The organism is uncultured Roseobacter sp. (assembly GCF_947492555.1).
Classification (GTDB): domain Bacteria; phylum Pseudomonadota; class Alphaproteobacteria; order Rhodobacterales; family Rhodobacteraceae; genus Roseobacter.
In genome coordinates this window covers 371034-396940 of the sequence record NZ_CANLNE010000001.1, presented here as the reverse complement: position 1 = coordinate 396940, position 25907 = coordinate 371034, and the positions used below count along the sequence as shown (strand labels likewise).

Below are 25907 nucleotides of genomic sequence, written 5' to 3'. Positions count from 1 at the left end.
TGCCACTTTTTGAGGAAGAAAAAATCTCATTGGGGCTGATTATTCATGGCGTACGGGCCAACATTCAACGACTCTGATTGCGCGCTGTCTGGCGACGGCGCAGGCGGGCGGACAGGGCTATGAATGTTCTGAACACAGCCGATCATCAAGAGTTCGACCAGGCCACCAAGAGCGAGTTGTTGGGGCTTGGCCTTGCGCCACTGCGCGCCGCAGCAAACTCTGCTGATGAGCTGCGCACAGCACTGCGTGCGCTGCACTCACTGGGAGACGAAAACACCGGGAAGCGCGCAGATCGATTGCTGCGTCAGCTTGAGAATTTTGAACCTAGCGTCACGCTGATCGGGCAAATCAAATCCGGCAAGACCTCGCTTGTGAATGCGCTTGTCGGCCAGTCTGACCTGTTACCGGCGGATGTGAACCCGTGGACCTCCGTGGTGACATCGCTGCATCTCCAGCCCGAGAGCAAAGGGTTCAAGCCCGCCGCGTCTTTTCGCTTTTTCGATGAGGATGAATGGGACCGGCTGATTTCCGGCGGTGGTCGGATCGGGGAACTGGCCAGCCGGGCCGGTGCCGATGACGAGCTTGAAAAGATCAAGGCGCAAGCTGCTGAAATGAGGGAAAAATCCCGCGTTCGCCTTGGCCAGAAATTTGAAATATTATTGGGGCAGCAACGCGACTATGGGTATGTCGACAAGGACTTGATCGAGCGCTACGTCTGTTTGGGCGAGGAACCGGATGCGGATGATCCCGATGTCTCCGACGAGCAGGGCCGCTTCGCCGATATCACCAAATCCGCAGACCTGACGTTATCGCGCCCGGCCTTGCCCATGCCTTTGTGCCTGCGCGACACGCCGGGGGTGAATGACACGTTCATGATGCGCGAGCAGATCACGATCCGCTCGATCCGCGACAGTCGGATTTGCGTGGTCGTCCTCTCGGCACATCAGGCGCTTTCGTCGACGGACCTGGCACTGATCCGCCTGATCACTCACGTAAAATCCCGTGATGTGATCATCTTCGTCAATCGGGTGGATGAATTGTCGGACCCCACGACACAAATTCCGCAGATCGCGCAGAGTATTTCCGACACGCTGGCGCATCACAAGGGGCCGGAAGAGGCCGAAGTCATATTTGGCAGTGCCCTATGGGCGAGCCGCGCGATGGACAACCGGCTGGATGCGCTTCCGGCTGCCAGTGCGGATGCGCTGTTGGAGTGGTCTGCAAAGGCGGATCTCAGCGCTGTTCTAAGCGACGCGGATCTACGTGATCCTGTCAAGCTCGCCTGGGGGCTCTCCGGTGTGCCGGCACTGCAGCACGCGCTGTCGACACGCATTGCCGACGGGATTGGCGAGACGACCTTGCAGCGCATTGGCAGCAGTGCGTTGAACCTTGCAAATGCCGTGGCTGCCACCCGCCGCATCAGCGCGCAACCGTCGGACGCATCGGCATTGGGCAAACTTGAAAGCGCGGCAGCACATCAGCGCCTCGAGAGCATTTTTTCGGAGCAGAAGAGCAAGCTGGAAACAGCCTTCGCAGAGATACTGTCCGAATTCTCCGAGCGTATGGATCGTGTGCAGGCGAGTTTTCTGGATCGTGCAACCGCATCCCTGATCGTGCACCTCGAAAACTACGGCGAGATGACCCCGTGGACTTACGATCCGGCAGGGTTGCGCATGTTGCTGAGTTCTTCCCACAAGGTGCTGGCGCGAAAAAGCAAGGCGGCCTTCGAAGCGGCAGCGCAAGGCGCGTCAGAGGCTTTGTCGCAACTCTACCTGCAGGCTTTCGGGCTCTCTCCGGAAGAGATTGCCATCTCTCAGCCACGCGCGCCACAGGTGCCGCCGCCGGTCTCTCTGGGGCGCACCATAGCACTTGATCTCAACGGCAGCTGGTGGAAGCGGTGGTGGCTACACCGCCGGGGCTACAAGACCTTCGCGGCGAATTTCTACGAATTGATCAAGACCGAAACAAACCCCTTCGTCGATGAATTGCGCGACGATCTTGCACAGGGGGTGCGCGACACTGCGCTGCAGGCCTTTGACGCCTTCCTGACGGAGCAGAAATCCGTGTTCACCTCGCTGGATCGCATGGCGCAGGCCAATCCGGAAGAGCTGCGGGCGCATGTGGCAAGGAACGCGCCGCCGGACACGCAGGCCTTGTTGAGCAAGACATTGAGTACATTGAACGAGTACGCATCATGACCCACGAAGACGCGCCCCAGGACACCCCCGCCTTTCTGAGCAAGTTGATCGGCCCGCGTCGGCCGCGCATCGCTCTGATGGGGGAGTTCAGCGCCGGGAAAAGCACCCTGGCAAATCTGATGATTGGCTCGGATCCTTTGCCGGTTCAGGTGATCGCAACCCAACTGCCGCCGGTCTGGATCAGCTACGGCACTGCACCTGCGGTCATCGTTGATCTGGAGGGGACTGAAACGCCCTGTGATCTGGAAGCCTTGCAGGAGGCGTCCCCCGAACAGACGGCTTACATCCGCATTCAATGCGAAGAAGATATCCTGAAGATGTGCGATATCATCGACATGCCGGGCATTTCCGATCCGAACATGCCATCGGAGGTTTGGGAGCGTATCCTGCCTGCAGCCGACGGGGTGATCTGGTGCAGTCCTGCCACCCAAGCATGGCGTCAGAGCGAAGCATCGGTTTGGGAAACAGTGTCAGAGGTCATTCGGGAGCACTCTATCCTGCTGCTCACGCGGGGCGACATGATGGTGTCGGAGAAGGATCGCGCGAAGGTTCTCAAACGTGTTCGCGCGGAAACGGACGGACTGTTTGCAAAGACGTTGATGATTTCACTGACGCAGGCAAGGGATGCGGGCGACGACGCCCAGCTTTGGGACCAAAGCGGTGCAGAGCCTTTTGTGAATGAGTTCTTGCGTCTCATCGGCCTTCTGACCGATCAAAGTTCAGATGGGCCGACGGATACGCCCTTTCAGGCATTGCGGGATGAGAGTGCCGGTGCAACCTCTGATGAAGAACCTGCACCGGAAGACCCCACCCCAGAACAGAGTGAGCGGATCGTCCCGCGCCGACCGGTTGCAAAATCCGTCCGCGCGCGGCCGGCCCCACGCCCCGATCCAGAAGAAGACTTTAGTTGGAGCCCAAAATTCTCATGAAATTGGCCGTAAATCGTTAACCGGAATCACATTTTCTACCGCTATGCCTAGGCTATTCTGAAAAGGCAGATCGCGTGTGGATATCGGGTAACGGTGATTAATATGGCAGTGCAGGACAGGCTGGATCGCTTGCGCACCCGCTTTCCGGGCTGCAGCGTTGTGGCTTTTGCCGATCTGTCCACTGGTATGATCTTTGCTGCAAGTACGCGTGAAAAGATGGCACATGAGCGGCTTGACGCCCTATGTGAAACGGCGCGTGGTTCGCTCTGTGGGCCATTGGCGCAGTCCGTTGCGTGCGACGTGCTTCACACTCGGGATGAACCATTGCACGCAGTATCTTTCAGCGGTGCATCATTGACCTGTTTCGTTCGCTGCCAGAAATCGCCTGCAGAAGCACTGTGCTTTGTTTGTGAGTTCGGGACGTCAATTGCTGATGTCTTCAGCCAAGGTGCCGAAGCCTTGGCCGACCTTTGCGGGGAGGCCTAAGCCATGCCCGATGGAGTCGCAGCGGAGGACAAGAGGCTGCAGGATGTCTTGCGCAGCCTCGCCGCAGAGAGTGCGGAGATCACGGAGTACGGTCGCAGGATTTCTGGCCAAGGCGGTGCGATTGGTCTGACGGCTATTTTGCGCGAAATTGAGGAGACGGTATTGCCGCGCCGTCTGATCTTTACAGGCAATGCTGGAATGCAGCTAAACCTCCTGGTCGCCGAACGCCGGATTCTGCACATTGGCACCAAAGCAGATGATGTTTCGGACACCGAGGGCGCAGATGTAGCAGCGCGGCTTCAGGCGTTTTGCACCGCCGTGACCGAAGTGCATGTGTGTTGCGAGCTTTCCGATCATGGTTCCGCCAAAGGGATCGCGGGTCTGTCCCCGTCTGATCTTGTGCCGTTTCTCTCAGCGGACGCCGATGTGGCAAAGCCTCCTGTTCCCGTGGAGACCGCCCTCGCAGAAAGCGAGAGCTACGCGCTGGCGCTCTGCGATGCAGCCTCGGGTTCGGATGTGCGGCTCAAAGGTCAGGACAGTATCTGCGCGCGCTTGCAGCGCCTGGAGGAGAACCCCGCCGCCGGTGCACAGAATGGCGGGAACTCTACCCCCGGATGTCAGGTGTGGATGGGCGATCAATCCGATCCCTTCGCCATCCTTCTTGTCACTTTGCCCCGGCGACGGATCTGGCTCGCCTTTGAGCCCGAACATCTGGACGCATGCATCGCCTGCTGGTCGGGGGCAGTATAATCTTTGCCAAGCAAGTCCAGTGCGGATCAGACTGTGTGCCAGGCTTCGATGCCTGACGGCACACGGAACGAGATGAATTATTCAACAAAATCGTGGAATTTGCCTGCTTTTTGGGCGAACATGAACCTCTGACGCAATTTCCCCGGCATCTTGCTTCCCTCTGGTCAAGATGCTCCGGACGATTTGCGAAAAGCACACAGCGGAGGTTGCCATGTCCCTTTCCAGAATTTCCCCCCTCGTCAGCGCCCTATGTCTGAGCGCGACTGCCAGTCTGGCGGACGGCCACCTGACGCCTGTGGTCTTTGGCACCAATTGGCTGGCACAGGCGGAACATGGCGGGTTCTATCAATCCGTGGCAGATGGCACCTACGCCGAATGCGGGCTGGACGTAGAGATCATTTCCGGCGGACCGCAGGTCAACAACCGCGCGCTGATGCTGGCGGGCCGGATCGATTTCCACATGGGTGGCGACATGCTGCAGGCCTTCAACGCGGTCAAGGAAGGTATTCCGGTTGTCTCGGTCGCTGCGATCTTTCAGAAACACCCGCAGGTGATCCTCGCCCATCCCGGTGAAGCCGAAAGCTGGGAGGACCTCAAGGACCTCACGTTGCTGATCGGGGACAATGGTTTCACCTCCTACTATCAATGGATGATCGCCGAGCACGGCTTTACGGTCGAACAGCGCGAACCCTATACTTTCAACCCGGCCCCCTTCATTGCCGACAAGCAGAAAGGCATGCAGGGGTATCTGAGCTCTGAACCATATGCGGTTCTGAAAGAGGCGGGCTTTGAGCCCAATGTCTTCCTGATCGCCGACGCGGGCTATTCGTCTTACGCGACAACGATCGAGACCATGGCCGATACCATCGAGAGCGATCCCGACAAGGTGACCTGTTTTGTCGATGGCTCGCTGACCGGGTGGTATAATTATCTCTACGGCGACAGCAGTGCGGCCGACGAGATGATCATGGCCGCCAACCCGGACATGTCGCAGGACAAGATTGATTTTGCCAAGAAAATGATGCTTGAGCAGGGGATCGTCGACAGCGGCGCGGCCTTGGAAACCGGTATCGGCTCCATGACCGACGAGGTGATTGGCGATTTCTACAACAAGATGGTGGCGGCGGGGGTGCTGGAAGACGGTCTGGACTGGCAGGCTGCTTATACGCTTGATTTCACCAATAAATCTGCTGGGAAAGACATCAAGCCATAAAGGTTGATTGACGTGTGCGCCGGGCGTTCAGGACGCCCGGTTCTGGCCGCGTGGGGGGTATATGACAACATCGGGGCTGTCGCCCACATCGCGTCCGGAGCTTTTGCGGATGGAGCATGTGGACAAGACCTTCAACGGTACGGTGACCGCGCTCAAGGGCATGTCCCTGCAGGTGCGGGAGGGCGATTTTATCTCGCTTCTGGGGCCGTCGGGATGCGGAAAATCCACAGCGTTACGTCTGATCTCCGATCTGTTGCACCCGACGTCCGGCCGTATCACCTGGGCCGGGGATCACGACAGCGGTGATCTGGGCGTGGTCTTTCAGGAGCCAACGCTGATGCCCTGGGCCACGGTGGCGCAGAACGTTTGGCTGCCGTTCCGGCTGCGCGGTCAACCCTATACCGCCGTGCGCGATGATGTGCTGGAAGCGTTGAAACTGGTCGGGCTGGAGAAATTCCAGAACAGCTATCCGAGGGAGCTTTCGGGAGGCATGAAGATGCGGGTGTCCATTGCGCGGGCCATGGTGACACGGCCCCGGCTGATCCTGATGGATGAGCCTTTTGCCGCCTTGGATGAGATCACGCGGTTCAAGCTGAACAACGATCTGCTACGGCTCAAGGCGGCCATCGGCTGCACCGTGATCTTTGTCACGCATTCGGTTTTCGAATCCGTCTTCCTGTCGGACCGCATCGTCGTCATGGCAGCGCGCCCGGGTCGGGTGATCACGGAGCTGGATGTGGATGCGCCCTATCCACGCGATGCGGACTTCAGAACCTCGTCGGAATACGCCGCCTTCACCCGCCGCGCCACGGATGCCCTGCACGACGCGATGGGAGAGGCCGCATGAGCGTCGCCGATCCCACCGACCCGCCACTGCAGCTGGATGCGGATGAAACCGCCCGCCTGCGCCGCAAGCGTCTGGAGAAATTCGGAAAATGGCTGCTGCCTGCGCTGGTGCTTGTGATCATGCTGGCGCTCTGGGACCGGATCGTCGTCTGGAACGAGATACCGCATTACATCCTGCCGGGGCCGGGGCTTGTCTTTGAAACGCTGGTCAAGGATTGGGCGATGCTGTTCGAGGCACTGCTGGTCACGGTGCAGATCACCCTGATGGCACTGGCGGTGGCCGTGGTGGGCGGCGTCGGGTTGGCCGTACTCTTTACCCAATCGCGGTTGGTGGAGATGAGCTTTTACCCCTACGCGGTGATCCTGCAGGTTACACCCATCGTGGCCATCGCGCCGCTGATCTTCATCTATGTCGACAGCCGGATTGCGGGGCTACTGCTCTGCGCCTGGTTGGTGGCGTTTTTCCCGGTGCTGAGCAACACGACCCTTGGGTTGAACTCCGCCGACCACAATCTGCGTGATCTGTTCCGCATCTACGGCGCCTCGCGCTGGCAGACCTTGCGGTTTTTGCAATTGCCCTCCGCGCTGCCCTATTTCCTGGGGGGGTTGCGCATCGCGGGCGGGCTGTCGCTGATTGGCGCGGTGGTGGCGGAATATGTGGCAGGCACCGGCGGGCTGAAATCGGGCCTCGCGTTCCGGATATTGGAGGCAGGCTACAGGCTCAACATCCCGCGTATGTTTGCAGCGCTCATTCTCATTGCGGTCACCGGCGTGATCATCTTTGCGGGTCTCAGTTTCCTCAGCCACATGCTGCTGCGCAAATGGCATGAGAGCGCGTTGAAACGGGATCACTGATGGATTTTCTCGACCTTCCTCCCGGGCCATTGACGCTGAAAAACCTGACGGTGCCTGCCTGTTTTCTGGCAGGTAGCGGCGATCTGACCACGCGCGACCTGCATATTCAGGACGGCAGGATCAGCGATCAACCGGGCACCGAAGTCGATATGAAAGGCGCCATGGCCTTCCCCGCTTTCGTGGACATGCATACGCATCTGGACAAGGGTCACATCTGGCCCCGCGCGGCCAACCCGGACGGCAGTTTCGACGGCGCGTTGGCCACGGTGGGCGCGGATCGGCAGGCCAATTGGACGGCCGAAGACGTGGCGACGCGGATGAATTTCGCCCTGCGCTGCGCCTACGCCCATGGCACCCGCGCCCTGCGCACGCATATCGATAGCATCCCGCCGCAGGACGACATCTCCTGGCCCGTGTTCAAGGAGATGCGCGCGCGGTGGCAGGGGCGGATCGATCTGCAGGCGGCCTGCCTTGTGGGCTGCGATGCCGTCGGACCGGAGACGCCTTTTGCGCATACGGCAGATCTGGTGGCGGAAGCGGGCGGCGTGCTGGGCATGGTGGCCTATCCGGTCCCCGACATCGCAGAACGCGTCGCGTATTTCTTCAAACTGGCAGGCGAGCGGGGCCTGCAGGCAGATTTTCACGTGGATGAGACGCTCGACCCATCGTCCGAGACCTTGAGGGTGATTGCCCAAGCAGTGCTGGAGACGGGGTTCGACGCACCCGTCACCGTGGGGCACCTCTGTTCGCTCTCCGCACAGGACCCGAACCGTGCAGCCGAGACCATGGATCTGGTGGCCGAGGCGGGCTTGCACGTGGTGTCGCTGCCGATGTGCAATCTCTACCTGCAGGACCGGCAGGACGGCACGCCACGAATGCGCGGCATCACCCTTGTGCACGAGCTGAAGGCGCGGGGCGTCAACGTCTCCTTTGCCTCCGACAACACGCGCGATCCCTTTTACGCCTATGGCGATCTGGATATGATCGAGGTGATGCGCGAGGCGACCCGCATCGGGCATCTGGACCATTCCACGGCGGATTGGAGCCATGCTTTCGTGACCAACCCGGCCAAGGCCTGCGGCTTTGACCTGCCGGGTTTCGAGGTGGGCATGCCCGCCGATCTGGTAATCTGTCGCGCGCGCAATTGGGCGGAGCTTTTTGCCCGCCCGCAGGCCGATCGCATCGTCATAAGGGAGGGGCAGCAGATCGACCGCCAATTGCCCGACTACGCCGAACTTGACCATCTGATGAGGACGCCATGACCGCAGATATTGCCGCCGCCAAGGCCGCGCTTTCCCATCTCGACCTTGAAGACACGGGTGCAGGCATCAAAGCCAAGAGCCGGGATTTCTTCTGGTACTCACCCGTGCTCAAGGCGCGTCTGGACGAGGTCACAGCCGATTTTGTCGTCAGCCCGCGCAGCGAGGCCGAGGTCATCGAGGTGTTAAAGGTCTGCTATGCGCATGACGTGCCGGTCACCACGCGCGGGGCGGGCACCGGCAACTACGGGCAGGCGATGCCGCTCGCGGGCGGCTGTGTGATGCACCTGCGGCACATGACGGCGGTCAAGGACATCCATCCGGGCCGGGTGGTGGTGGAGCCGGGGTGCCTGCTCAAGGATCTCGATGCGGCCTGCAAGGAACACTCAGGCCAGGAGATCCGCATGTTCTCCTCCACCTGGGCGACGGCAACCATCGGCGGGTTCATCGCGGGCGGCTCAGGCGGCGTCGGCTCCTGCACCTGGGGGTCCTTGCGCGATCTGGGCAATATCATCCGCCTGCGGGTCGTCACGATGGAAGAAGAGCCGCGCGTTCTGGACTTCCGCGGCGAGGAACTGGCGCGGGTCAGCCATGCCTATGGCACAAACGGCATCATCACCGAGGTCGAGATGCCCTTGGCCCCGGCCTATGACTGGGTGGAGATGTTCGTGGCCACCGATGACTTCATGCAGGCGGCGCGGTTTGCCGAAGAGCTGGCCAATGAAGACGGCATCCTGATCAAGCTCGCGACCGTTTTCGAGGCGCCCATCGCCAAAGACTATTTTCAGCGGGTTGCCCCGCATGTGGAGGCAGACACCAACCTGATCGCCCTGATGGTGGCGCCGCAATCCATGGACGGGTTCGAGACCTTTCTCGGGCGGCGCCCCGAGGCGCGGCTGATCTACCGCAGCGATGATCATAATTGGGCGCGCGGGCCCGGCATGATCTTTGAATACGGCTGGAACCATACGACGTTGCGCGCGCTGAAGGTGGACCCCAGCATCACCTATCTGCAGGTGCGTTATGGCTTCCCGCAGCATCTGGAGCTGATCGAGAAGATGCGTGATGCGTTGAGCCCCGAGGTTCTGCAGCATCTGGAGGTGATGAAGGAGAACGGCAAGATCATGTTCGCGGGCCTCAGCCTTGTCAAGTTCGCCGGTGAAGAACGGCTGGACGAGATCATCCGGATGCACGAAGAGGCGGGCGCGCTGATCTTCAATCCGCATCGCTACACGCTGGAGGAGGGCGGGCGGCAAACCGTGGATGACCGCCAACTGGCCTTCAAACGCGAAGCCGACCCCAAGGGCTTGCTGAACCCGGGCAAGATGATCGCCTGGGACGATCCAAACTGGTCGTTTGACCGCATGTACAGCTATCCGAAACTGCGGGCCGCAGAATAGGCATGACCCGCGCGCTTGTCCTCTTTGCCCACCCTTGCGCTGAAAGCTTTTCCGCCGCGCTGCATGACTGCGTGGTCAACCGGTTGCGCGCGCGCGGGTGGGACGTGGACGATTGCGACCTGAACGCGGAAGGGTTTTCCCCGGTCCTGACGGCCATGGAACGCCGCACATATCACGATGCGGGGCACAATATCGCCCCGGTGGCGGACTATGTGGCGCGGCTGCGGCAAGCCGAAGCGCTGGTTCTGGTGTTTCCGGTGTGGAATTTCGGATACCCCGCTGTCCTGAAAGGATTTTTTGATCGGGTCTTTCTGCCAGGCGTCTCATTCACCCTGCAAAATGGTAAGGTGATGCCGAACCTTCAGCACATCCGCAAACTGGCGGCGGTGACGACCTATGGCGGCACGCGACTGCGCGCCATGATGGCCGGGGACCCGCCGCGCAAATCGGTGACCCGCGCGGTCTGGCACGTCTGCCGCCCGGAAAAGACCCGATATCTGGCGCTCTATGATATGAACCGGGCGACGGACGGTCAGCGGGCCGGTTTTCTGTCGCGTGTCGATGCGGAAATGGAGAGGCTCTGAATGCGCGCGCTTGTTGTCTATTGTCACCCGAAGGAGACCAGCTTCACCGCTGCCATCAGGGATGTCGTGGTGGACAAGCTGCGTGACGCGGAGGCAGAGGTGCGGGTGATCGACCTCTATCGCAGCGGGTTTGCGCCTGTGCTGACGGAAGCGGAACTGGACATCTATGAAGACACGCCCGCCAACCGCACGCCGGTGGCGCAGGATGTCGAGGACGTGTTGTGGTGTGACACACTGATTTTCGTCTACCCGACCTGGTGGTATGGGTTGCCTGCGATGCTCAAGGGCTGGCTCGACCGCGTGCTTTTGCCGGATGTGGCGTTTCTGATGCCTGACGGGCAGAATGACAATATCCGCCCCGGGCTAACCCACATCACGCGGCTAGCGGTCTTCACGACCTGCGGGGCCAGTTGGTGGCTGACGCAGCTGATCGGGTCGCCGGGCAAACGCATGATCCTGCGCGGCGTGCGCGCCATCTGCGCCAAAAGGTGCAAAACCGCCTTTGCGGCGCACTACCTGATGGACAGCTCCACGGAGGCATCCCGCCGCGCCCATCTGGCTCGCGTGGCCCGCAAGATGGAGAGCTTTATCGGCGCGTTGCCCACCCGACAGAAGGAGGCGCGCGTATGATTCCGTTGCTGGACTGGGGGAAATTCACCACAGATCGCGCGGGTTTTCTCGCGGAGCTGGGGCAGGCGGTCCGGGGGCCGGGGTTTTTCCTGCTGGAGAACCATACGGTGCCCGAGGCACTGCGCGCCCGCATCTTCGACATGGCGGATGCTTTTTTCACCCAGCCCATCGCGGAGAAACGCGCCCTGTCGATCCTGAACACCCCGCATTATCGCGGCTGGGCGGCGGAAGGCGACGAGTCGCTCGATGACAGCTCGGCACTGGTGGACCGCAAGGAAAGCTTCAACATCGGCTTTGATCTGGCCCCCGATGATCCGCGCGTCTTGCGGGGTGAGCCCTTTCGCGGCGTGAATGTTTGGCCGCAGATCGACGGGTTTCGGGAAACGGCGCTTGCCTATTTCGATGCGGCCCTTGCGCTGGGCATCGACATTCACCGCGCCTTTGCAGCTGACCTCGGGCTGGAGCCGGAACATTTCACATCCGCGTTTAACGATCCGCTCGCGGCGCTGCGACTGCTGCACTACCCGCCCGGCTCTGGCGCTAAAAATGAGATCGGGGCGGGTGCGCATACCGATTATGGGGCGATTACCCTGCTGATGACCGATGGCGAGGCCGGATTGCAGGTCAAACCGCGCGGCGGGGACTGGACCGATGTGCCGCATGTGCCGGGGGCTTACGTGGTCAACATCGGCGATTGCCTGATGCGCTGGACCAATGACATCTATGTCTCTACCCCGCACCGTGTGTTGCCCCCTAAACGCCAGCGCCGGTCTGTTGCGTTTTTTGTTGAGGCGCATCCTGATACGGTCGTGGCCGCCTTGCCGGGCACGGGCACGCCGAAATACCCCCCGGTGCGCGCAGCCGATTACCTGCAATCCCGCTTGGACGCGACCTATGCGCCAAAGGAGGGGACATGAGCGGCATGCGTGATTGGGCAGATTTCAGGGCGCCGGATTTCTCGGATATCGATCCGATGAAGACCATTGCCATCCTGCCGACGGCGGCCATCGAACAGCATGGGCCGCATCTGCCCGTGGGGACCGATACGCTGATCGGACAGGGCATGCTGGAGGAGTTGCACCGTCAGGCCCCCGACGATCTGGACCTGCGGATTTTGCCTCTGCAGGCCGTGGGCAAGTCGAACGAGCATCTTTGGGCGGCGGGGACCCTGACCCTCACGGCGGCAACGGCGCTGGCCGTCTGGACAGAGATCGGCCTCAGCGTCGCGCGGGCGGGCATCCGCAAGATCGCGATTGTGAATTCCCATGGCGGCAATCTCGACCTCGTTTCGATCCTGTCACGCGAGTTGCGGGTGCAGGCGGATATGCTGGCGGTCAAATGCCAATGGGGGGCGTTCGGCACGCCGGAGGGGATGTATTCTGATCAAGAGAAGCAGTTCGGCATTCACGGCGGCGATGTGGAGACATCGCTGATGCTGCATTTCCGACCTCAAACGGTGGATATGTCGGCGGCGCAGGATTTTCGCTCCACCGCCGAGCAGAGCGCGATTTCACCCATTGGACCGGTGTCCTACGGCTGGATCGCCAGCGATCTGAACCCCGAGGGCACGGTGGGCGAGGCGCATCTGGCTACGGCCGAGAAAGGGGCCGCAACCACGCGATACCAGGTGGCGGGTTTTGTCGATCTGCTGCGCAAGATGGCGCAGACCGACCTTCCGGCCTCATTGTGAGACGGCGGGCTTTTTTCCGATCAGGCGGGGCAGGGAAAGCCTGCCACCCTGACCCAGCCGCACGCTGATCAGGATGACGATTGCACCGGCGATCTGAAGCGCCGTAAGCGTTTCACCAAGCAGCATCCAGCCCAGCAGAATGGCCGTCAGCGGGCTGAGAAATCCAAGGCTGGACACAGCGGCAGGATTGATCCGCGCGATGCCCCGGAACCACAGGAAATAGGTGAGCGCCCCGCCGATTAGCGACAGGTAGGCAAGCCCGGTAAGGTTGGTCGTGTCAAGCGAGGGCCAATCGGGCACCGCTAAGACGGCAACCGGGATCAGGAACAGCCCGCCCGCCGTCAGTTGCCAGGCGGTGAAGGTCAGCAGCGGCACGTCCGGCTGCCACCTGCGCGTCAGCACAACGCCTGCCGCCATCGACGCAGCCCCCAGCAACCCTGCCGCGATGCCCAACGGGTCCAGAGACGCCTCAGGGCGGAACAACAGCAATCCCACGCCAAAGAGCCCGGCCAGGGCGGCAAAAACGGCCAGTGGGCGGATCGCCTGGCCCAGAAGCCCGCGCGCCAGAAAGATCACCGCCAGCGGTTGCACCGCTCCCAGCATCGCGGCAAGGCCACCCGGCAGGCGGTAGGCGGCCACGAAAAGAAGGCTCCAGAACAGGCTGAAATTGAGGATGCCCAGCACGGCCACGCGACCCCACCAGATGCCCCTCGGCAGCTGGCGCGCAAGGAGCATCAAGATCATCCCGGCGGGCAGGGCGCGCAGCAGCGCGATCAGGAAAGGTGACTGACCGGGCAGCATTTCCGTCGTGATGATGTAGGAGGATCCCCAGATGATCGGGGCCAGGGCGGTCAGCAGGATATCGGAAAGGCGCGGCATGGCAGGTCCATTTAGTTTGAAATCAAGATATCTGTCTTGATGTCAAGATAAGCGCATTAATCTTGACGTCAAGATGGTTGCGGGTGACAAGTGAGTATGGACCACGTGGACAAGATCATTGCGCAATGGGCAGCGGAACGGCCCGATCTGGATACTGGACCCATGGCTGCCGTGGGGCGGGTTGCGCGGGTGGCACAAATCTTCTCCGAAGGCATGGGCGCGAATTTCCGGGCGCATGGGCTGAACGCTGCATGGTTCGACGTTCTGGCGACCTTGCTGCGGTCCGGGCCGCCCTATCAATTGTCGCCGGGACAGTTGATTGACAGCACGATGGTCACCTCTGGGACCATGACCCACCGCATCGATAAACTGGCTACCGCAGGCTATGTTGCACGCAAGGTCAACCCGGATGACAGCCGGTCCTTCCTCATTGCCCTGACGCCCGAGGGCAAGAGCGTGGTCGAAAACACGCTGCACGATCACGTGGAGACGCAGGACCGATTGCTCAAGGCGCTGTCCGATGACGAACGCGATACCCTGACCCGGCTCTTGGCGCGCATCCTGTCGGATGCGGAAACGCCACCCAAGACAGAAGACTAATCGACGAGGACGACCTGCGTGCCCCAGGTCGCACAGCGCTCTGCCAATTCGCGGGGCAGGGGCAGGTCTGTGAAGACTGTCGACAGCGCGCGCATAGAGGCGATGCGGGCGGGGGCGGTGCGGCTGAACTTGGAATGATCGGCCACCAGGAAGCATTTGCGGGACTGTGCGATGATGGTCTGGCTGACGCCGACTTCGTGAATGTCGAAATCAAGCAAATCGCCGTCTTCGTCCATCGCGGAACAGCCGATCACGGCGATATCGAATTTGAACTGCCGGATCGTGTCGATGGTGATGTTGCCCACCAGCCCGCCATCGGACCGGCGTAGCGCACCACCTGTCACGATGATCTGGCAATCGGTATTGTCCACCAGAATATTGGCGATGTTCATGTTATTGGTCACGACCATCAGGTCGCGGTGGTGCAGCAGCTCACGGGCAACGGCCTCGGTGCTGGTGCCGATATTGAGAAAAACCGAACAGCCTTCGGGGATCTGCGCCGCACAGGCGCGGGCCATCGCCAGTTTCGAGCTCTGGTTCAGGTTGCGCCGTTCGTCATATTCGATGTTGGTGGTGCCGGAGGGGAGAATCGCACCGCCGTGCACACGTTCGAGTTTGTTCGCTTCGGCCAGTTCGGTCAGATCGCGCCGGATCGTTTGCAGCGTTACACCGAAGTGCTCCGCCAGGCCTTCAACGGTGACTTTGCCTTCGCGCTGCGCGATTTTCAGGATGTCCGGGTGCCGGAACGTCTGCGACATTTAACTTCTCCTAAAAGGGTGGTTAGACGAAAAAATGTTTCATTTCCAATGTTTTTTCCAATGCCCGAACAGGCGGGATGCAGTGTACGGGCGCGATCATGAGCGACTCGGAATGCACGTAAGGCGGGAAAATTGCCGCGATGCCAACAAGTTCGCGTTTGGTCGTATTGCAAGCCAATTTCCACATATGGCTCGATTTCGAGCAAAAGCGAACATAAACGAAAAAATTCGCTTGATCCGTTTGAAACAGTGCGCTACCCCTTCGCTCGTTGTTCACGCACATGGATTGGGAGGGTCTGGTGGCGTCGCTGCAAAAGCAATCCGACACATATGACCTGTTCATCGTGGGGGGCGGCATCAATGGATGCGGTATCGCCCGGGATGCGGCCGGGCGTGGTCTGAGCGTTGCATTGGCCGAGATGAATGATCTCGCCTCGGCAACCTCGTCGGCGTCGACCAAGCTCTTTCATGGTGGCCTGCGCTATCTGGAATATTTCGAGATCAATCTGGTGCGTCATGCGCTGGCGGAACGCGAGGTGCTGCTGAAGGCGATGCCGCATATCAGCTGGCCCATGCGGTTCGTGCTGCCCTATCACAAGGACATGCGTTTCGAAGGCTCGACCCCGACCTCGCGCATTCTGAATGTGCTGATGCCTTGGATGAAAGGGCGGCGTCCGGCGTGGCTGATCCGCTTTGGATTGATGCTTTATGACAATCTCGGCGGGCGGAAAATCCTGCCGGCGACCAAGACGCTGGACCTCAGGAACAGCACCGAGGGCGCGCCGCTCGAAGACCGGTTCGAAAAGGCCTACGAGTATTCGGATTGCTGGATCGAGGATTCGCGCCTTGTGGTTCTGAACGCCCGCGATGCCGAGGCGCGTGGGGCCGATGTGATGGTGCGTACCAAGGTGGTCAGCGCCGCGCGGGTGGAGGATCTTTGGGAAATCACCCTCGAAGACATTGCGCGCGCGGAGACCAAGGTGGTGCGGGCGCGGATGCTGGTGAATGCCGGTGGCCCCTGGGTCGGCGACATCATTCAGCAAAAGGTGCGGATCAATTCCACCGAAGGCGTGCGTCTGGTGCGTGGCAGCCATATCGTGACCCGTCGTCTTTATGACCACGACAAATGCTATTTCTTTCAGGGCACGGACGGGCGCATCATCTTTGCTATTCCCTATGAGACGGATTTCACCCTGATCGGCACGACGGACGCGGAACACAGCGACCCGGGTGTGAAGCCCGAGTGCACCGACGAAGAACGCGACTACCTGTTGAATTTCATCAACCAGTATCTCAAGCAGGATATTGGCCCCGAGGATGTGGTCTGGAGCTATTCCGGCGTGCGCCCGCTTTATGACGATGGGGCCAGCAGTGCCACGGCGGCCACGCGGGATTACACGCTGAAAGTGGATGATGCTGGTGGCGCACCCATCCTCAACGTCTTTGGCGGCAAGATCACCACCTACCGCAAGCTGGCCGAGGACGCGATGGACAAGATCGTGCCGTTCTTTCCGGGCACCTCCGGCCATTGGACCGCGGGTGTTGCCCTGCCGGGCGGCGATTTCGCCGTCGACGGTTTCGACATGCTGGTCCGGCGGCTGCGCGAGGATTTTGCCTTTCTGACCGATTTCTGGTCGCGGCGTCTGGTCCGTGCCTACGGCACTGAGGCCTGGGACGTGATGGCGGGTGCCGAGACCGAAGCGGAGATGGGGCAAGGCTTTGGCGCGAGCCTGACCGAGCGCGAAATCCGCTGGCTGCAGAAAAACGAATACGCCCGCACCGCCGAAGACGTCGTCTGGCGGCGCAACAAGCTGGGGCTGAGACTGACAAAAGAACAAATTGCCGAGGTGGAGACGTTCATGCAGGATCATCCTGCGGAACATTCATCCAACGCGGCGGAATAGAATTGGGGGACGGACATGACCTTGATCCTGGAAGGGGTGTCTAAGACCGTTGGCGGGGAAACCCATATTTATCCAACGGATATAGCACTTGAGAAGGGCACGATGAACGTGCTCCTGGGGCCGACGCTGTCGGGCAAGACATCGCTGATGCGGCTGATGGCGGGGCTTGATGTACCCGCCACGGGCCGCGTGATCTGGAACGGTGAAGACGTGACCGGCATGCGTGTGCAGGACCGCAAGGTGGCGATGGTTTACCAGCAGTTCATCAATTACCCGTCGATGACGGTCTACGACAACATCGCCTCACCGATGCGGCTGCTGGGTCAATCCCGCAAGGAAATCGATGCGCGGGTGCGGGAGACGGCGGAGTTGATGCAGTTGACCCCGATGCTGGACCGCAAACCATTGGAACTCTCGGGCGGGCAGCAACAGCGCTGTGCGCTGGCGCGGGCGCTGGTGAAAAACGCGGGACTTGTGCTGCTGGATGAGCCGCTGGCCAACCTCGACTACAAGCTGCGCGAAGAGCTGCGCGCCGAGATCCCGAAGATCTTCGAGGAATCGGGGTCGATCTTTGTTTACGCGACCACGGAACCGGAAGAGGCGCTGCTGCTGGGCGGCAATACCGCCGCGCTCTGGGAGGGCAAGGTGACCCAATTCGGGCCAACGCCGTCCGTGTACCGCAGACCGGTGAATGCCACCACGGCGCGGGTGTTTTCCGACCCGCCGATGAATTTTCTTAGGATCACCAAGAAAAGCGGCAAACTGTCTTTTGGCGACGGGCAGAACGTCGATGTGACGGCAGGGACGATGGACCTGCCCGACGGGGATTACACTGCCGGCTTCCGGCCCAACCATCTTGAGCTGTCGCCGCATGTGGCGGGGGTCATGTCCTTCAAGACCCGGTTGACGGTCACCGAGATCACCGGATCAGAGACCTTCGTGCACCTCGATCACCACGGCGAACGCTGGGTGGGGCTGGTGCATGGAGTGCAGGTGCTTCAACCCGGACAGGAGCTGGAGGTTTATCTGGACCCTGCACATGTCTACATCTTTGGTCAGAATGGCGATCTCGTCGCCGCTGCCCCCTATGCGGAGGCCGCGTAATGGCCAAGATCACGCTGGATAATCTGGCACATTCCTATTTGCCGAACCCGACGTCCGAGGATGATTTCGCGCTCAAGGAGCTGAACCACGATTGGGTGGATGGCGAGGCCTATGCCCTTCTGGGCGCGTCGGGCTGTGGCAAATCCACGCTGCTGAACATCATCTCCGGGCTGCTGCACCCCAGTCAGGGCCGCATTCTCTTTAATGATCAGGATGTTACCCAGGCGCCCACGGCAGAGCGCAACATCGCGCAGGTGTTCCAGTTTCCGGTTGTCTATGACACGATGACCGTGCGCGACAATCTGGCCTTTCCGCTGCGCAACCGGGGCGCGGATGCGTCTTATGTGGCGCAACGCGTGGACCAGATCGCCAAGATGATCGGCATGGAGGCGGAATTGAACCGCAAGGCGCGGGGGCTGACGGCGGATGCCAAACAGAAGATCTCGCTGGGCCGTGGTATGGTGCGGGAAGACGTGAACGCGCTGCTTTTTGACGAGCCGCTGACGGTGATCGACCCGCATATGAAGTGGGAGCTGCGCACGCAGTTGAAATCGCTGCACCACGAGTTTGGCCACACGATGATCTACGTGACCCACGACCAGACTGAGGCGCTGACATTCGCCGACAAGGTGGTGGTCATGTACGACGGGCGCGTGGTGCAGATCGGCACGCCGCAGGAGCTGTTTGAACGGCCCGCCCATACCTTTGTCGGATACTTCATCGGCTCACCGGGCATGAACCTGTTCGACGCCAGGATCGACGGTGCGACGGCGCAGATCGCCGGGGCGGCGGTGCCGCTTGGCGCCGGGTACAAGCCCGGTGACGGCAAGGTGCAGGTGGGCGTGCGCCCGGAATTTGTCAAGCTGACGACCGCAGAAGCCGGTGTGCCCGCGCGCGTCAAACGCGTGGAGGATGTCGGCCGCCACAAGATCGTGCGTCTGGATGTGGAGGGTCATGAGATCAGCGCCATCGGAGGCGAGGGCGACACCATCGCGGCGACTACGCAGAGAATTACCTTCGATCCCGCCGGGATCAACGTTTACGCGGACGACTGGCGTGTCGCACCGGAAGGGGAGGCCGCCTGATGAACAAGACGGTAAATCAAAAAGCTTGGTTCCTGGTGCTGCCGGTGCTGGTGCTTGTGGCGTTCTCGGCGGTGATCCCGCTGATGACGGTGGTGAATTATTCGGTGCAGGACACTTTCGGCAACAACCAGTTCTTCTGGGCGGGCCTCGAATGGTTCCGCGAGATGCTGCAGGACGACCGCATGTGGGATGCGCTCTGGCGGCAGTTGATGTTCTCCGGGATCATCCTCGCCATCGAAATCCCGCTGGGTATCTTTATCGCGCTGAACATGCCGAAAAGCGGCTTCTGGGCTTCCTTCTGTCTTGTGCTGATGTCCCTGCCGCTGCTGATCCCGTGGAATGTGGTGGGCACGATCTGGCAGATCTTTGGCCGCGTGGACATTGGCTTGCTGGGCTACACGCTTGATAAGATGGGGATTTCCTACAACTACACGCAGGATATCTTTGCTGCCTGGGTCACGGTGATCGTGATGGACGTCTGGCACTGGACCTCGCTGGTGGCATTGCTGGCCTATGCCGGGCTGCAGTCCATTCCCAACGCCTATTATCAGGCGGCCAAGATCGACCAGGCGAGCCGCTGGGCCGTCTTCCGCTACATCGAACTGCCCAAGATGGCGGGCGTGCTGATGATCGCGATCCTGCTGCGCTTCATGGACAGTTTCATGATCTATACCGAGCCCTTCGTGGTCACGGGTGGGGGACCGGGCAATGCGACGACCTTCCTGTCGATTGACCTTGTGAAAATGGCGCTGGGGCAGTTCGACCTTGGACCCGCCGCTGCCTTCTCGATCATGTATTTCCTCGTCATCCTGCTGATCTCATGGGTCTTCTACACGGTGATGACGAACCTCGACAAAAGGGATGGCGTCTGATGTCCGATACCACCATTCAAGCGCCCGGCGCCGGCACGATCCCCGGCAAGGTGACCCAGAGCGAGGTCCAGGTGGCCCGCCGCAAGACACCGCGCGTCAACCGCTCGGCCATTGTCATGGGGCTCTACCTGTTGTTCCTGCTGCTGCCGATCTACTGGCTGCTGAACATGAGCCTGAAGACCAACACGGAGATCCTGGGGGAGTTTACGCTGTTCCCACGGAATCTGACGCTGGCGAACTACGTGAAAATCCTGACGGATGAGAGCTGGTACATCGGCTACATCAACTCGCTGATCTACGTGGTGATGAACACCGCCATCAGCCTCGCGGTGGCGCTGCCGGCGGCCTATGCCTTCTCGCGCTACAGCTTCATGGGCGACAAGCACCTGTTCTTCTGGCTGCTGACCAACCGGATGGCGCCGCCCGCGGTTTTCGCGCTGCCGTTCTTCCAGCTCTATTCTTCGGTGGGTTTGTTTGACACCCATATCGCCGTGGCGCTGGCGCATTGCCTCTTCAACGTCCCGCTGGCGGTCTGGATCTTGGAGGGCTTTATGCGCGGTGTGCCCAAGGAGATCGACGAGACGGCTTATCTCGACGGTTATTCTTTCCCGCGTTTCTTCATCCGCATCTTCACGCCCCTGATCGCAAGCGGGATCGGCGTGGCGGCCTTCTTCTGCTTCATGTTCTCCTGGGTGGAACTGCTGCTGAGCCGGACACTGACCACCGTCGACGCCAAGCCTATTGCAGCCATCATGACACGGACCCAAGGGGCGGCGGGTATCGACTGGGGGGTGCTGGCTGCAGCTGGTGTGCTGACCATCGTGCCGGGTGCCTTGGTCATCTACTTCGTGCGCAACTACATCGCCAAGGGCTTTGCCCTGGGGAGGGTGTGATGCAGTTTGAACTAGAACAGAGGGCAGCGACCGACCGCGGGCGTCGCGCGATCAGCGCCCGGCGGTGCCGCCGGGCGGGACACGCTGCGGTGACAGCTCTATCTTTGCGAGGAGACATCTAATGGCCTGGATGGCATGGACCATACCCACCGCAGTTTTCTTCGGGGTGATCGCCTGTCTGCTGATCACCTTCACAATTCTTGCAATAAAATACCCGGAGACGCCCCGCGTGGGCATTCTTCGGATCGAAACAACGCGCGGTGATCGTTTGTTCATCACGCTGTTGGGCTCGGCCTTCATCAATCTGATCTGGCTGGGTCTTGAGGTCGCACCGCAGCCCTATGCGCTGCTGGCGTGCCTTGTCTATGCCGTGGCGGTGTTCCGCTGGGTGTAGGTCAGGAAGAATGGGTCGCGCGGATGTCGGGCGGCCTGAAAACAGTTCAATAATGTCTTGGGAGGACTCACATGAACTTTTCACTAAAATCAACCACAGCCGTGGGCGCGATGGTCGCGTGCATGGCCCTGCCGGCCTGGGCCGACATGGAAGCGGCAAAGGCGTTCCTCGATAACGAGATCGCTGGCCTTTCCGTGCTCGACCGCGCCGCACAGGAAGCTGAGATGCAGTTCTTCGTGGACGCGGCGGCCCCATTTGCGGGCATGGAAATCAAGGTGGTTTCCGAGACGATCACCACGCATGAATACGAGTCCCAGGTGTTGGCCCCGGCCTTCACCGCGATTACCGGTATCAAGGTCACCCATGACCTGATCGGCGAAGGCGATGTTGTCGAAAAGCTGCAAACACAGATGCAGTCGGGCGAGAACATCTATGACGCTTACGTCAACGACAGCGATCTGATCGGAACGCACTGGCGCTACCAGCAGGTGCGCAACCTGACCGACTGGATGGCGGGCGAGGGCGCGGACGTCACGCTGTCGACCTTGGACGTCGATGACTTCATCGGCACGTCGTTCACGACCGGCCCCGATGGCAAGCTCTACCAGTTGCCGACCCAGCAGTTCGCGAACCTCTATTGGTTCCGCTACGACTGGTTCAACGACGAGAAGAACAAGGCTGATTTCCAAGAGAAATACGGCTATGAGCTCGGCGTGCCGGTCAACTGGTCGGCCTATGAAGATATCGCGGAGTTCTTCACCGGTCGTGATCTGAGCCACATGGGTGTCGAAGGCGAAGTCTTTGGCAACATGGACTACGGCAAGAAAGACCCCTCGCTGGGCTGGCGCTACACCGACGCGTGGATGTCCATGGCGGGCATGGGCGACGTTGGCGAACCCAACGGTCTGCCGGTCGATGAGTGGGGCATCCGTGTGAACGAGAACTCGCAGCCAACCGGTTCCTGTGTGGCCCGTGGTGGTGCGACCAACTCGCCTGCGGCTGTCTACGCGGTGACCAAGGCGATCGAATGGCTGCAAAAGTACTCGCCGCCAGCGGCTGCCGGTATGACATTCGGCGAAGCGGGTCCAATCCCGGCGCAAGGCAACGTTGCCCAGCAGATGTTCTGGTACACCGCCTTTACCGCTGCGACCGTTCTGCCCGATCTGCCCGTGATGAACGAAGATGGCACGCCCAAGTGGCGCATGGCCCCTTCGCCGCACGGTGTGTACTGGAAAGAAGGCCAGAAGATCGGATACCAGGACGCAGGCAGCTGGACGCTGATGGAATCCACCCCTGTGGACCGTGCAAAGGCCGCATGGCTTTATGCGCAGTTCGTGGTCTCCAAGACAGTCGACCTCAAGAAGTCTGACGTGGGCCTGACGTTCATCCGCGAAAGCACCATCGATGCGGATCACTTCACCCAGCGGGCGGACAAGCTCGGCGGTCTGGTGGAATTCTACCGCTCGCCCGCGCGTGTGGCATGGTCCCCAACCGGCACCAACGTTCCGGATTATCCGAAACTGGCACAGCTGTGGTGGCAGAACATCGGCGACGCAATGTCCGGTGCGAAGACCCCTCAGGAAGCGCTGGATGCACTCTGTGCCGATCAGGAACGTGTGCTTGAGCGTCTGGAGCGCGCAGGCGTTCAGGGCGATCTCGGACCGGTCATGAATGAGGAAGAAGATCCTCAGGTCTGGTTCGACCGCGAAGGGGCGCCCTACGCCAAGCTGGAAAACGAGGACGAAGAGCCACAGACGGTCAGCTATGACGAGCTGATCAAGTCCTGGGAAAACTAAGTCTTTGATCTTTGGCCGGGGCGCACCAGTTGTGCCCCGGCTTTTTCATGGGCAGACTGCCCACAGAATTCAGTGATATCCGGGGGACACCATGACCCATATTCTCGCGATTGATCAGGGGACGACATCCTCACGCGCCATTGTTTTTGACGGCGATATGCGGATCAAAGCCAGCGCGCAGGAGGAGTTTCCACAGCATTTCCCGAACAGCGGATGGGTAGAGCATGACCCCGGCGACCTTTGGTCGACAACCGCCGGAACCTGTCGCGCTGCCATCGAGAAGGCGGGTCTTGGACCGGATGATATCGCCGCGATTGGCATCACCAACCAGCGCGAAACCGTTGTGGTCTGGGAGAAAGATACCGGCAAGCCGATCCACAATGCCATCGTATGGCAGGACCGGCGTACGGCGGACTATTGTCGCGAGCTGCGCGAGGCTGGTCATGACAAGATGATTACCGAAAAGACCGGTCTGCTGGCCGATCCGTATTTTTCGGGCACCAAGCTTAAATGGATTTTGGACCATGTCGACGGTGCGCGGGATCGCGCACGGGCCGGAGAGCTGCTCTTTGGGACGGTCGATAGCTTCCTGATCTGGAAACTGACCGGCGGGGCGGCCCATGTGACGGATGCCACCAATGCCGCGCGCACGCTGCTCTATGACATTCACAAAGGGCGCTGGAGCACGTCGATCTGCGCGCTCTTCGACATCCCCATGGAAATGCTGCCCGAGGTCAAGGACTGCGCCTCTGATTTCGGCATGGCCCGCGCCGACCTGTTCGGGCGTGCCATTCCCATCCTCGGCGTCGCGGGTGATCAGCAGGCGGCGACCATCGGGCAGGCCTGTTTTGAGCCCGGCATGCTGAAATCCACCTACGGCACCGGGTGTTTCGCACTATTGAACACCGGCAAAACCGCCGTCACCTCGCAGAACCGTCTTTTGACAACCATCGCGTATCAGTTCGACGGCACGCCGACCTATGCGCTTGAGGGCTCCATTTTTGTCGCCGGTGCCGTGGTGCAATGGCTGCGCGATGGTCTCAAGATCATCCGCGAGGCTGCCGAGACGCAGCCGCTGGCCGAAAAGGCCGATCCGAACCAAAACGTGGTTCTGGTGCCCGCTTTTGTCGGGCTTGGCGCACCTTACTGGAATGCGGAGTGTCGCGGTGCGGTCTTCGGGCTGACCCGCAATTCCGGCCCCGAGGAATACGCCAAAGCGGCGTTGGAGAGTGTTGGCTACCAGACCCGCGATCTGCTCGAAGCCATGCAGGCCGACTGGCAGGGCGAGGGCGCGGGGGCTACGCTGCGCGTGGACGGCGGCATGTCTGCCTCTGACTGGGCGATGCAGTTCCTGTCGGACATCATCGGCGCGCCGGTGGACCGCCCGGAGGTGTTGGAGACGACCGCACTGGGGGCTGCATGGCTCGCCGGGCAGCGTGCGGGGCTTTACCCCGATATGGCAGGCTTTTCTGAAAGCTGGGCTTTGCAGCAGCAGTTCACGCCGCAGATGGACGACGGCCTGCGCGATGAGAAATACGCGGCCTGGAAACGCGCCGTCGCGGCGACCATGAGCTTTTGAGCCAGGCGGCTTTCAGCTTCCTGACCGCCGGGCGGATCGAATTTGGTCGTGGTGTGTCGGAGCAGGCGGCAGGGATTGCGCTGGGATTTGGCACGCGGGTTCTGGTGGTACGCGGCCGGTCCGTTCCCTGGGTGAATGATCTGCGGGGCGCGCTCCGGGGGCTCGGCGCGAACGTCCAAGAGGTGTTCAGCGCGGGCGAGCCAACTCTGGAGGCGTTGCAGACCGGTCTGGACGTCGGGCGCACCCTTCAGGCAGATGTTATTCTGGCCGTTGGCGGCGGCGCGGTGATCGATCTTGGCAAGGCGATTGCGGCCCTGTTGCCGGGGAGCGGCGCGGTGATGGATCATCTGGAAGGGGTCGGGGGCGCGCAGCCGCTGACCGCCGCTCCGCTGCCGATGATCGCCATCCCTACGACCTCTGGCACCGGCGCCGAAGTGACCAAGAACGCGGTGATCACCGTGCCGGATGCGGGGCGCAAAGTCAGTTTGCGGGACCCGCGCATGGTGCCCGATGTGGCGCTGATTGATCCCGCGCTCACCGATCACACGCCGCGCGCGCAAACACTGGCGTCCGGGCTTGATGCGCTGACGCAGGTGATTGAACCCTATGTCTCGCACCGCGCCAACCCTCTGACGGATGCGCTCTGCAGTGCTGCCATTCCCAAAGGCGCGCAGGCGCTGGCGCACCTGGCCGAGGCGGAATGCCCGCAAGCGCGCGATGACATGGCCTTTGTCAGCCTTGCGGGCGGGCTTGCCCTGACGAACGCCGGGTTGGGTGCGGTCCACGGTCTGGCAGGGGTTTTGGGCGGGCGTCTGGGGGCGCCGCACGGGCTGATTTGCGGGCGGCTGCTCGGCCCTGTCATGGTCGCCAATGCCTCCGCCATCGGGGCCGCTGGTGGGGTGCTGGACAGGTTTCAGGAGGTCGCAGGCTGGGTGGGGCAAGGCTTTGATCAGGACCCGAACGACATATTCGAACGGCTGCCCGATCTGCTGGATGACTGGCAGGTTCAGAGACTGTCGCACTGGCTGACACCGGAGACCGATCTGACGCAGATTGCTGACGAAGCGGCCGGGGCGTCCTCGATGAAAGCTAACCCTTGTGTCCTGCCTGCATCCGATTTGGTCGGAATCATGCAGCAGGCGATGTGAAACTGTTTGTCGCCGCCCGGTTGGGGCGGTCTATCAGGTGATTGCGGCCCAAGGG

Annotated in this window: 24 protein-coding genes; 22 read left to right on the top strand and 2 right to left on the bottom strand. The window is 61.0% G+C overall.

Annotation, left to right across the window (positions count from 1 at the left end):
• Window positions 1-119: 119 nt before the first annotated feature.
• The 12 genes from Q1A07_RS01830 to Q1A07_RS01775 all read left to right on the top strand — a co-directional run bounded on the left by Q1A07_RS01830 (window position 120) and on the right by Q1A07_RS01775 (window position 12840).
• Window positions 120-2198: a dynamin family protein gene (locus tag Q1A07_RS01830; protein ID WP_299777284.1), complete on the top strand. Its 2079-nt coding sequence runs from the start codon at window positions 120-122 to the stop codon at window positions 2196-2198.
• The gene (locus tag Q1A07_RS01825) at window positions 2195-3127 is read left to right on the top strand and encodes a dynamin family protein (protein WP_299777283.1); all 933 of its coding nucleotides are present in this window, start codon (window positions 2195-2197) and stop codon (window positions 3125-3127) included. Before Q1A07_RS01830 ends, Q1A07_RS01825 begins: the two co-directional genes overlap by 4 nt.
• Window positions 3128-3616: 489 nt before the next feature.
• Window positions 3617-4363 (top strand): hypothetical protein, encoded by a 747-nt coding sequence (locus tag Q1A07_RS01820; protein WP_299777282.1) that lies wholly within the window; start codon window positions 3617-3619, stop codon window positions 4361-4363.
• A 211-nt stretch (window positions 4364-4574) separates the two neighbouring features.
• Complete coding sequence (locus tag Q1A07_RS01815) at window positions 4575-5576, top strand: ABC transporter substrate-binding protein (protein WP_299777281.1); 1002 nt, start codon at window positions 4575-4577, stop codon at window positions 5574-5576.
• 61 nt (window positions 5577-5637) lie between these two features.
• Window positions 5638-6423, top strand: a complete 786-nt coding sequence (locus Q1A07_RS01810) for an ABC transporter ATP-binding protein (RefSeq protein WP_299777279.1) — start codon at window positions 5638-5640, stop codon at window positions 6421-6423.
• Window positions 6420-7277 (top strand): ABC transporter permease, encoded by an 858-nt coding sequence (locus Q1A07_RS01805; RefSeq protein ID WP_299777277.1) that lies wholly within the window; start codon window positions 6420-6422, stop codon window positions 7275-7277. Before Q1A07_RS01810 ends, Q1A07_RS01805 begins: the two co-directional genes overlap by 4 nt.
• Entirely contained in the window at window positions 7277-8539 is a 1263-nt protein-coding gene (locus Q1A07_RS01800) for a cytosine deaminase (protein ID WP_299777275.1), read from the top strand. The genes Q1A07_RS01805 and Q1A07_RS01800 overlap by 1 nt, the downstream gene beginning before the upstream one ends.
• Complete coding sequence (locus Q1A07_RS01795; RefSeq protein WP_299777273.1) at window positions 8536-9936, top strand: FAD-binding oxidoreductase; 1401 nt, start codon at window positions 8536-8538, stop codon at window positions 9934-9936. The genes Q1A07_RS01800 and Q1A07_RS01795 overlap by 4 nt, the downstream gene beginning before the upstream one ends.
• 2 nt (window positions 9937-9938) lie before the next feature.
• Window positions 9939-10520, top strand: a complete 582-nt coding sequence (locus Q1A07_RS01790) for an NAD(P)H-dependent oxidoreductase (RefSeq protein WP_299777271.1) — start codon at window positions 9939-9941, stop codon at window positions 10518-10520.
• On the top strand, window positions 10521-11150 hold the full coding sequence (locus Q1A07_RS01785; RefSeq protein WP_299777269.1) for an NAD(P)H-dependent oxidoreductase: 630 nt from the start codon (window positions 10521-10523) through the stop codon (window positions 11148-11150). It begins immediately after the preceding gene.
• The gene (locus Q1A07_RS01780) at window positions 11147-12067 is read left to right on the top strand and encodes a 2-oxoglutarate and iron-dependent oxygenase domain-containing protein (RefSeq protein WP_299777268.1); all 921 of its coding nucleotides are present in this window, start codon (window positions 11147-11149) and stop codon (window positions 12065-12067) included. Before Q1A07_RS01785 ends, Q1A07_RS01780 begins: the two co-directional genes overlap by 4 nt.
• Window positions 12064-12840 carry a creatininase family protein gene (locus tag Q1A07_RS01775; protein WP_299777267.1) on the top strand — a complete coding sequence of 259 codons (777 nt, stop codon included), beginning with the start codon at window positions 12064-12066 and terminating at the stop codon, window positions 12838-12840. The genes Q1A07_RS01780 and Q1A07_RS01775 overlap by 4 nt, the downstream gene beginning before the upstream one ends.
• Here the strand turns inward: Q1A07_RS01775 and Q1A07_RS01770 are convergent.
• Entirely contained in the window at window positions 12832-13719 is an 888-nt protein-coding gene (locus Q1A07_RS01770; RefSeq protein ID WP_299777265.1) for an EamA family transporter, read from the bottom strand. The genes Q1A07_RS01775 and Q1A07_RS01770 overlap by 9 nt on opposite strands.
• Window positions 13720-13815: 96 nt before the next feature.
• Between Q1A07_RS01770 and Q1A07_RS01765 the strand changes: the two genes are divergently transcribed.
• On the top strand, window positions 13816-14319 hold the full coding sequence (locus Q1A07_RS01765; protein WP_299777263.1) for a MarR family transcriptional regulator: 504 nt from the start codon (window positions 13816-13818) through the stop codon (window positions 14317-14319).
• On the opposite strand, the gene Q1A07_RS01760 is transcribed toward Q1A07_RS01765, so the two are convergent.
• On the bottom strand, window positions 14316-15077 hold the full coding sequence (locus Q1A07_RS01760) for a DeoR/GlpR family DNA-binding transcription regulator (protein ID WP_299777261.1): 762 nt from the start codon (window positions 15075-15077) through the stop codon (window positions 14316-14318). The genes Q1A07_RS01765 and Q1A07_RS01760 overlap by 4 nt on opposite strands.
• Window positions 15078-15358: 281 nt before the next feature.
• Between Q1A07_RS01760 and glpD the strand changes: the two genes are divergently transcribed.
• The 9 genes from glpD (at window position 15359) to Q1A07_RS01715 (ending at window position 25852) form a co-directional block, all read left to right on the top strand.
• Window positions 15359-16981, top strand: a complete 1623-nt coding sequence (gene glpD, locus Q1A07_RS01755; protein ID WP_299779107.1) for a glycerol-3-phosphate dehydrogenase — start codon at window positions 15359-15361, stop codon at window positions 16979-16981.
• 15 nt (window positions 16982-16996) lie between these two features.
• Window positions 16997-18085 (top strand): ABC transporter ATP-binding protein, encoded by a 1089-nt coding sequence (locus Q1A07_RS01750; protein WP_299777258.1) that lies wholly within the window; start codon window positions 16997-16999, stop codon window positions 18083-18085.
• On the top strand, window positions 18085-19170 hold the full coding sequence (locus tag Q1A07_RS01745) for an ABC transporter ATP-binding protein (RefSeq protein ID WP_299777256.1): 1086 nt from the start codon (window positions 18085-18087) through the stop codon (window positions 19168-19170). Before Q1A07_RS01750 ends, Q1A07_RS01745 begins: the two co-directional genes overlap by 1 nt.
• Complete coding sequence (locus Q1A07_RS01740) at window positions 19170-20042, top strand: carbohydrate ABC transporter permease (RefSeq protein ID WP_299777254.1); 873 nt, start codon at window positions 19170-19172, stop codon at window positions 20040-20042. Before Q1A07_RS01745 ends, Q1A07_RS01740 begins: the two co-directional genes overlap by 1 nt.
• Window positions 20042-20935, top strand: a complete 894-nt coding sequence (locus tag Q1A07_RS01735) for a carbohydrate ABC transporter permease (RefSeq protein ID WP_299777252.1) — start codon at window positions 20042-20044, stop codon at window positions 20933-20935. Before Q1A07_RS01740 ends, Q1A07_RS01735 begins: the two co-directional genes overlap by 1 nt.
• Window positions 20936-21056: 121 nt before the next feature.
• A complete protein-coding gene (locus tag Q1A07_RS01730) occupies window positions 21057-21329 on the top strand; it encodes a DUF2160 domain-containing protein (RefSeq protein ID WP_299777250.1) in 273 nt (90 codons plus the stop codon).
• 71 nt (window positions 21330-21400) lie between these two features.
• A complete protein-coding gene (locus Q1A07_RS01725; RefSeq protein WP_299777248.1) occupies window positions 21401-23125 on the top strand; it encodes an ABC transporter substrate-binding protein in 1725 nt (574 codons plus the stop codon).
• 91 nt (window positions 23126-23216) lie between these two features.
• A complete protein-coding gene (gene glpK, locus Q1A07_RS01720) occupies window positions 23217-24704 on the top strand; it encodes a glycerol kinase GlpK (protein WP_299777246.1) in 1488 nt (495 codons plus the stop codon).
• Window positions 24701-25852, top strand: a complete 1152-nt coding sequence (locus Q1A07_RS01715) for an iron-containing alcohol dehydrogenase (protein WP_299777244.1) — start codon at window positions 24701-24703, stop codon at window positions 25850-25852. The genes glpK and Q1A07_RS01715 overlap by 4 nt, the downstream gene beginning before the upstream one ends.
• The last annotated feature ends 55 nt before the right edge of the window (window positions 25853-25907 follow it).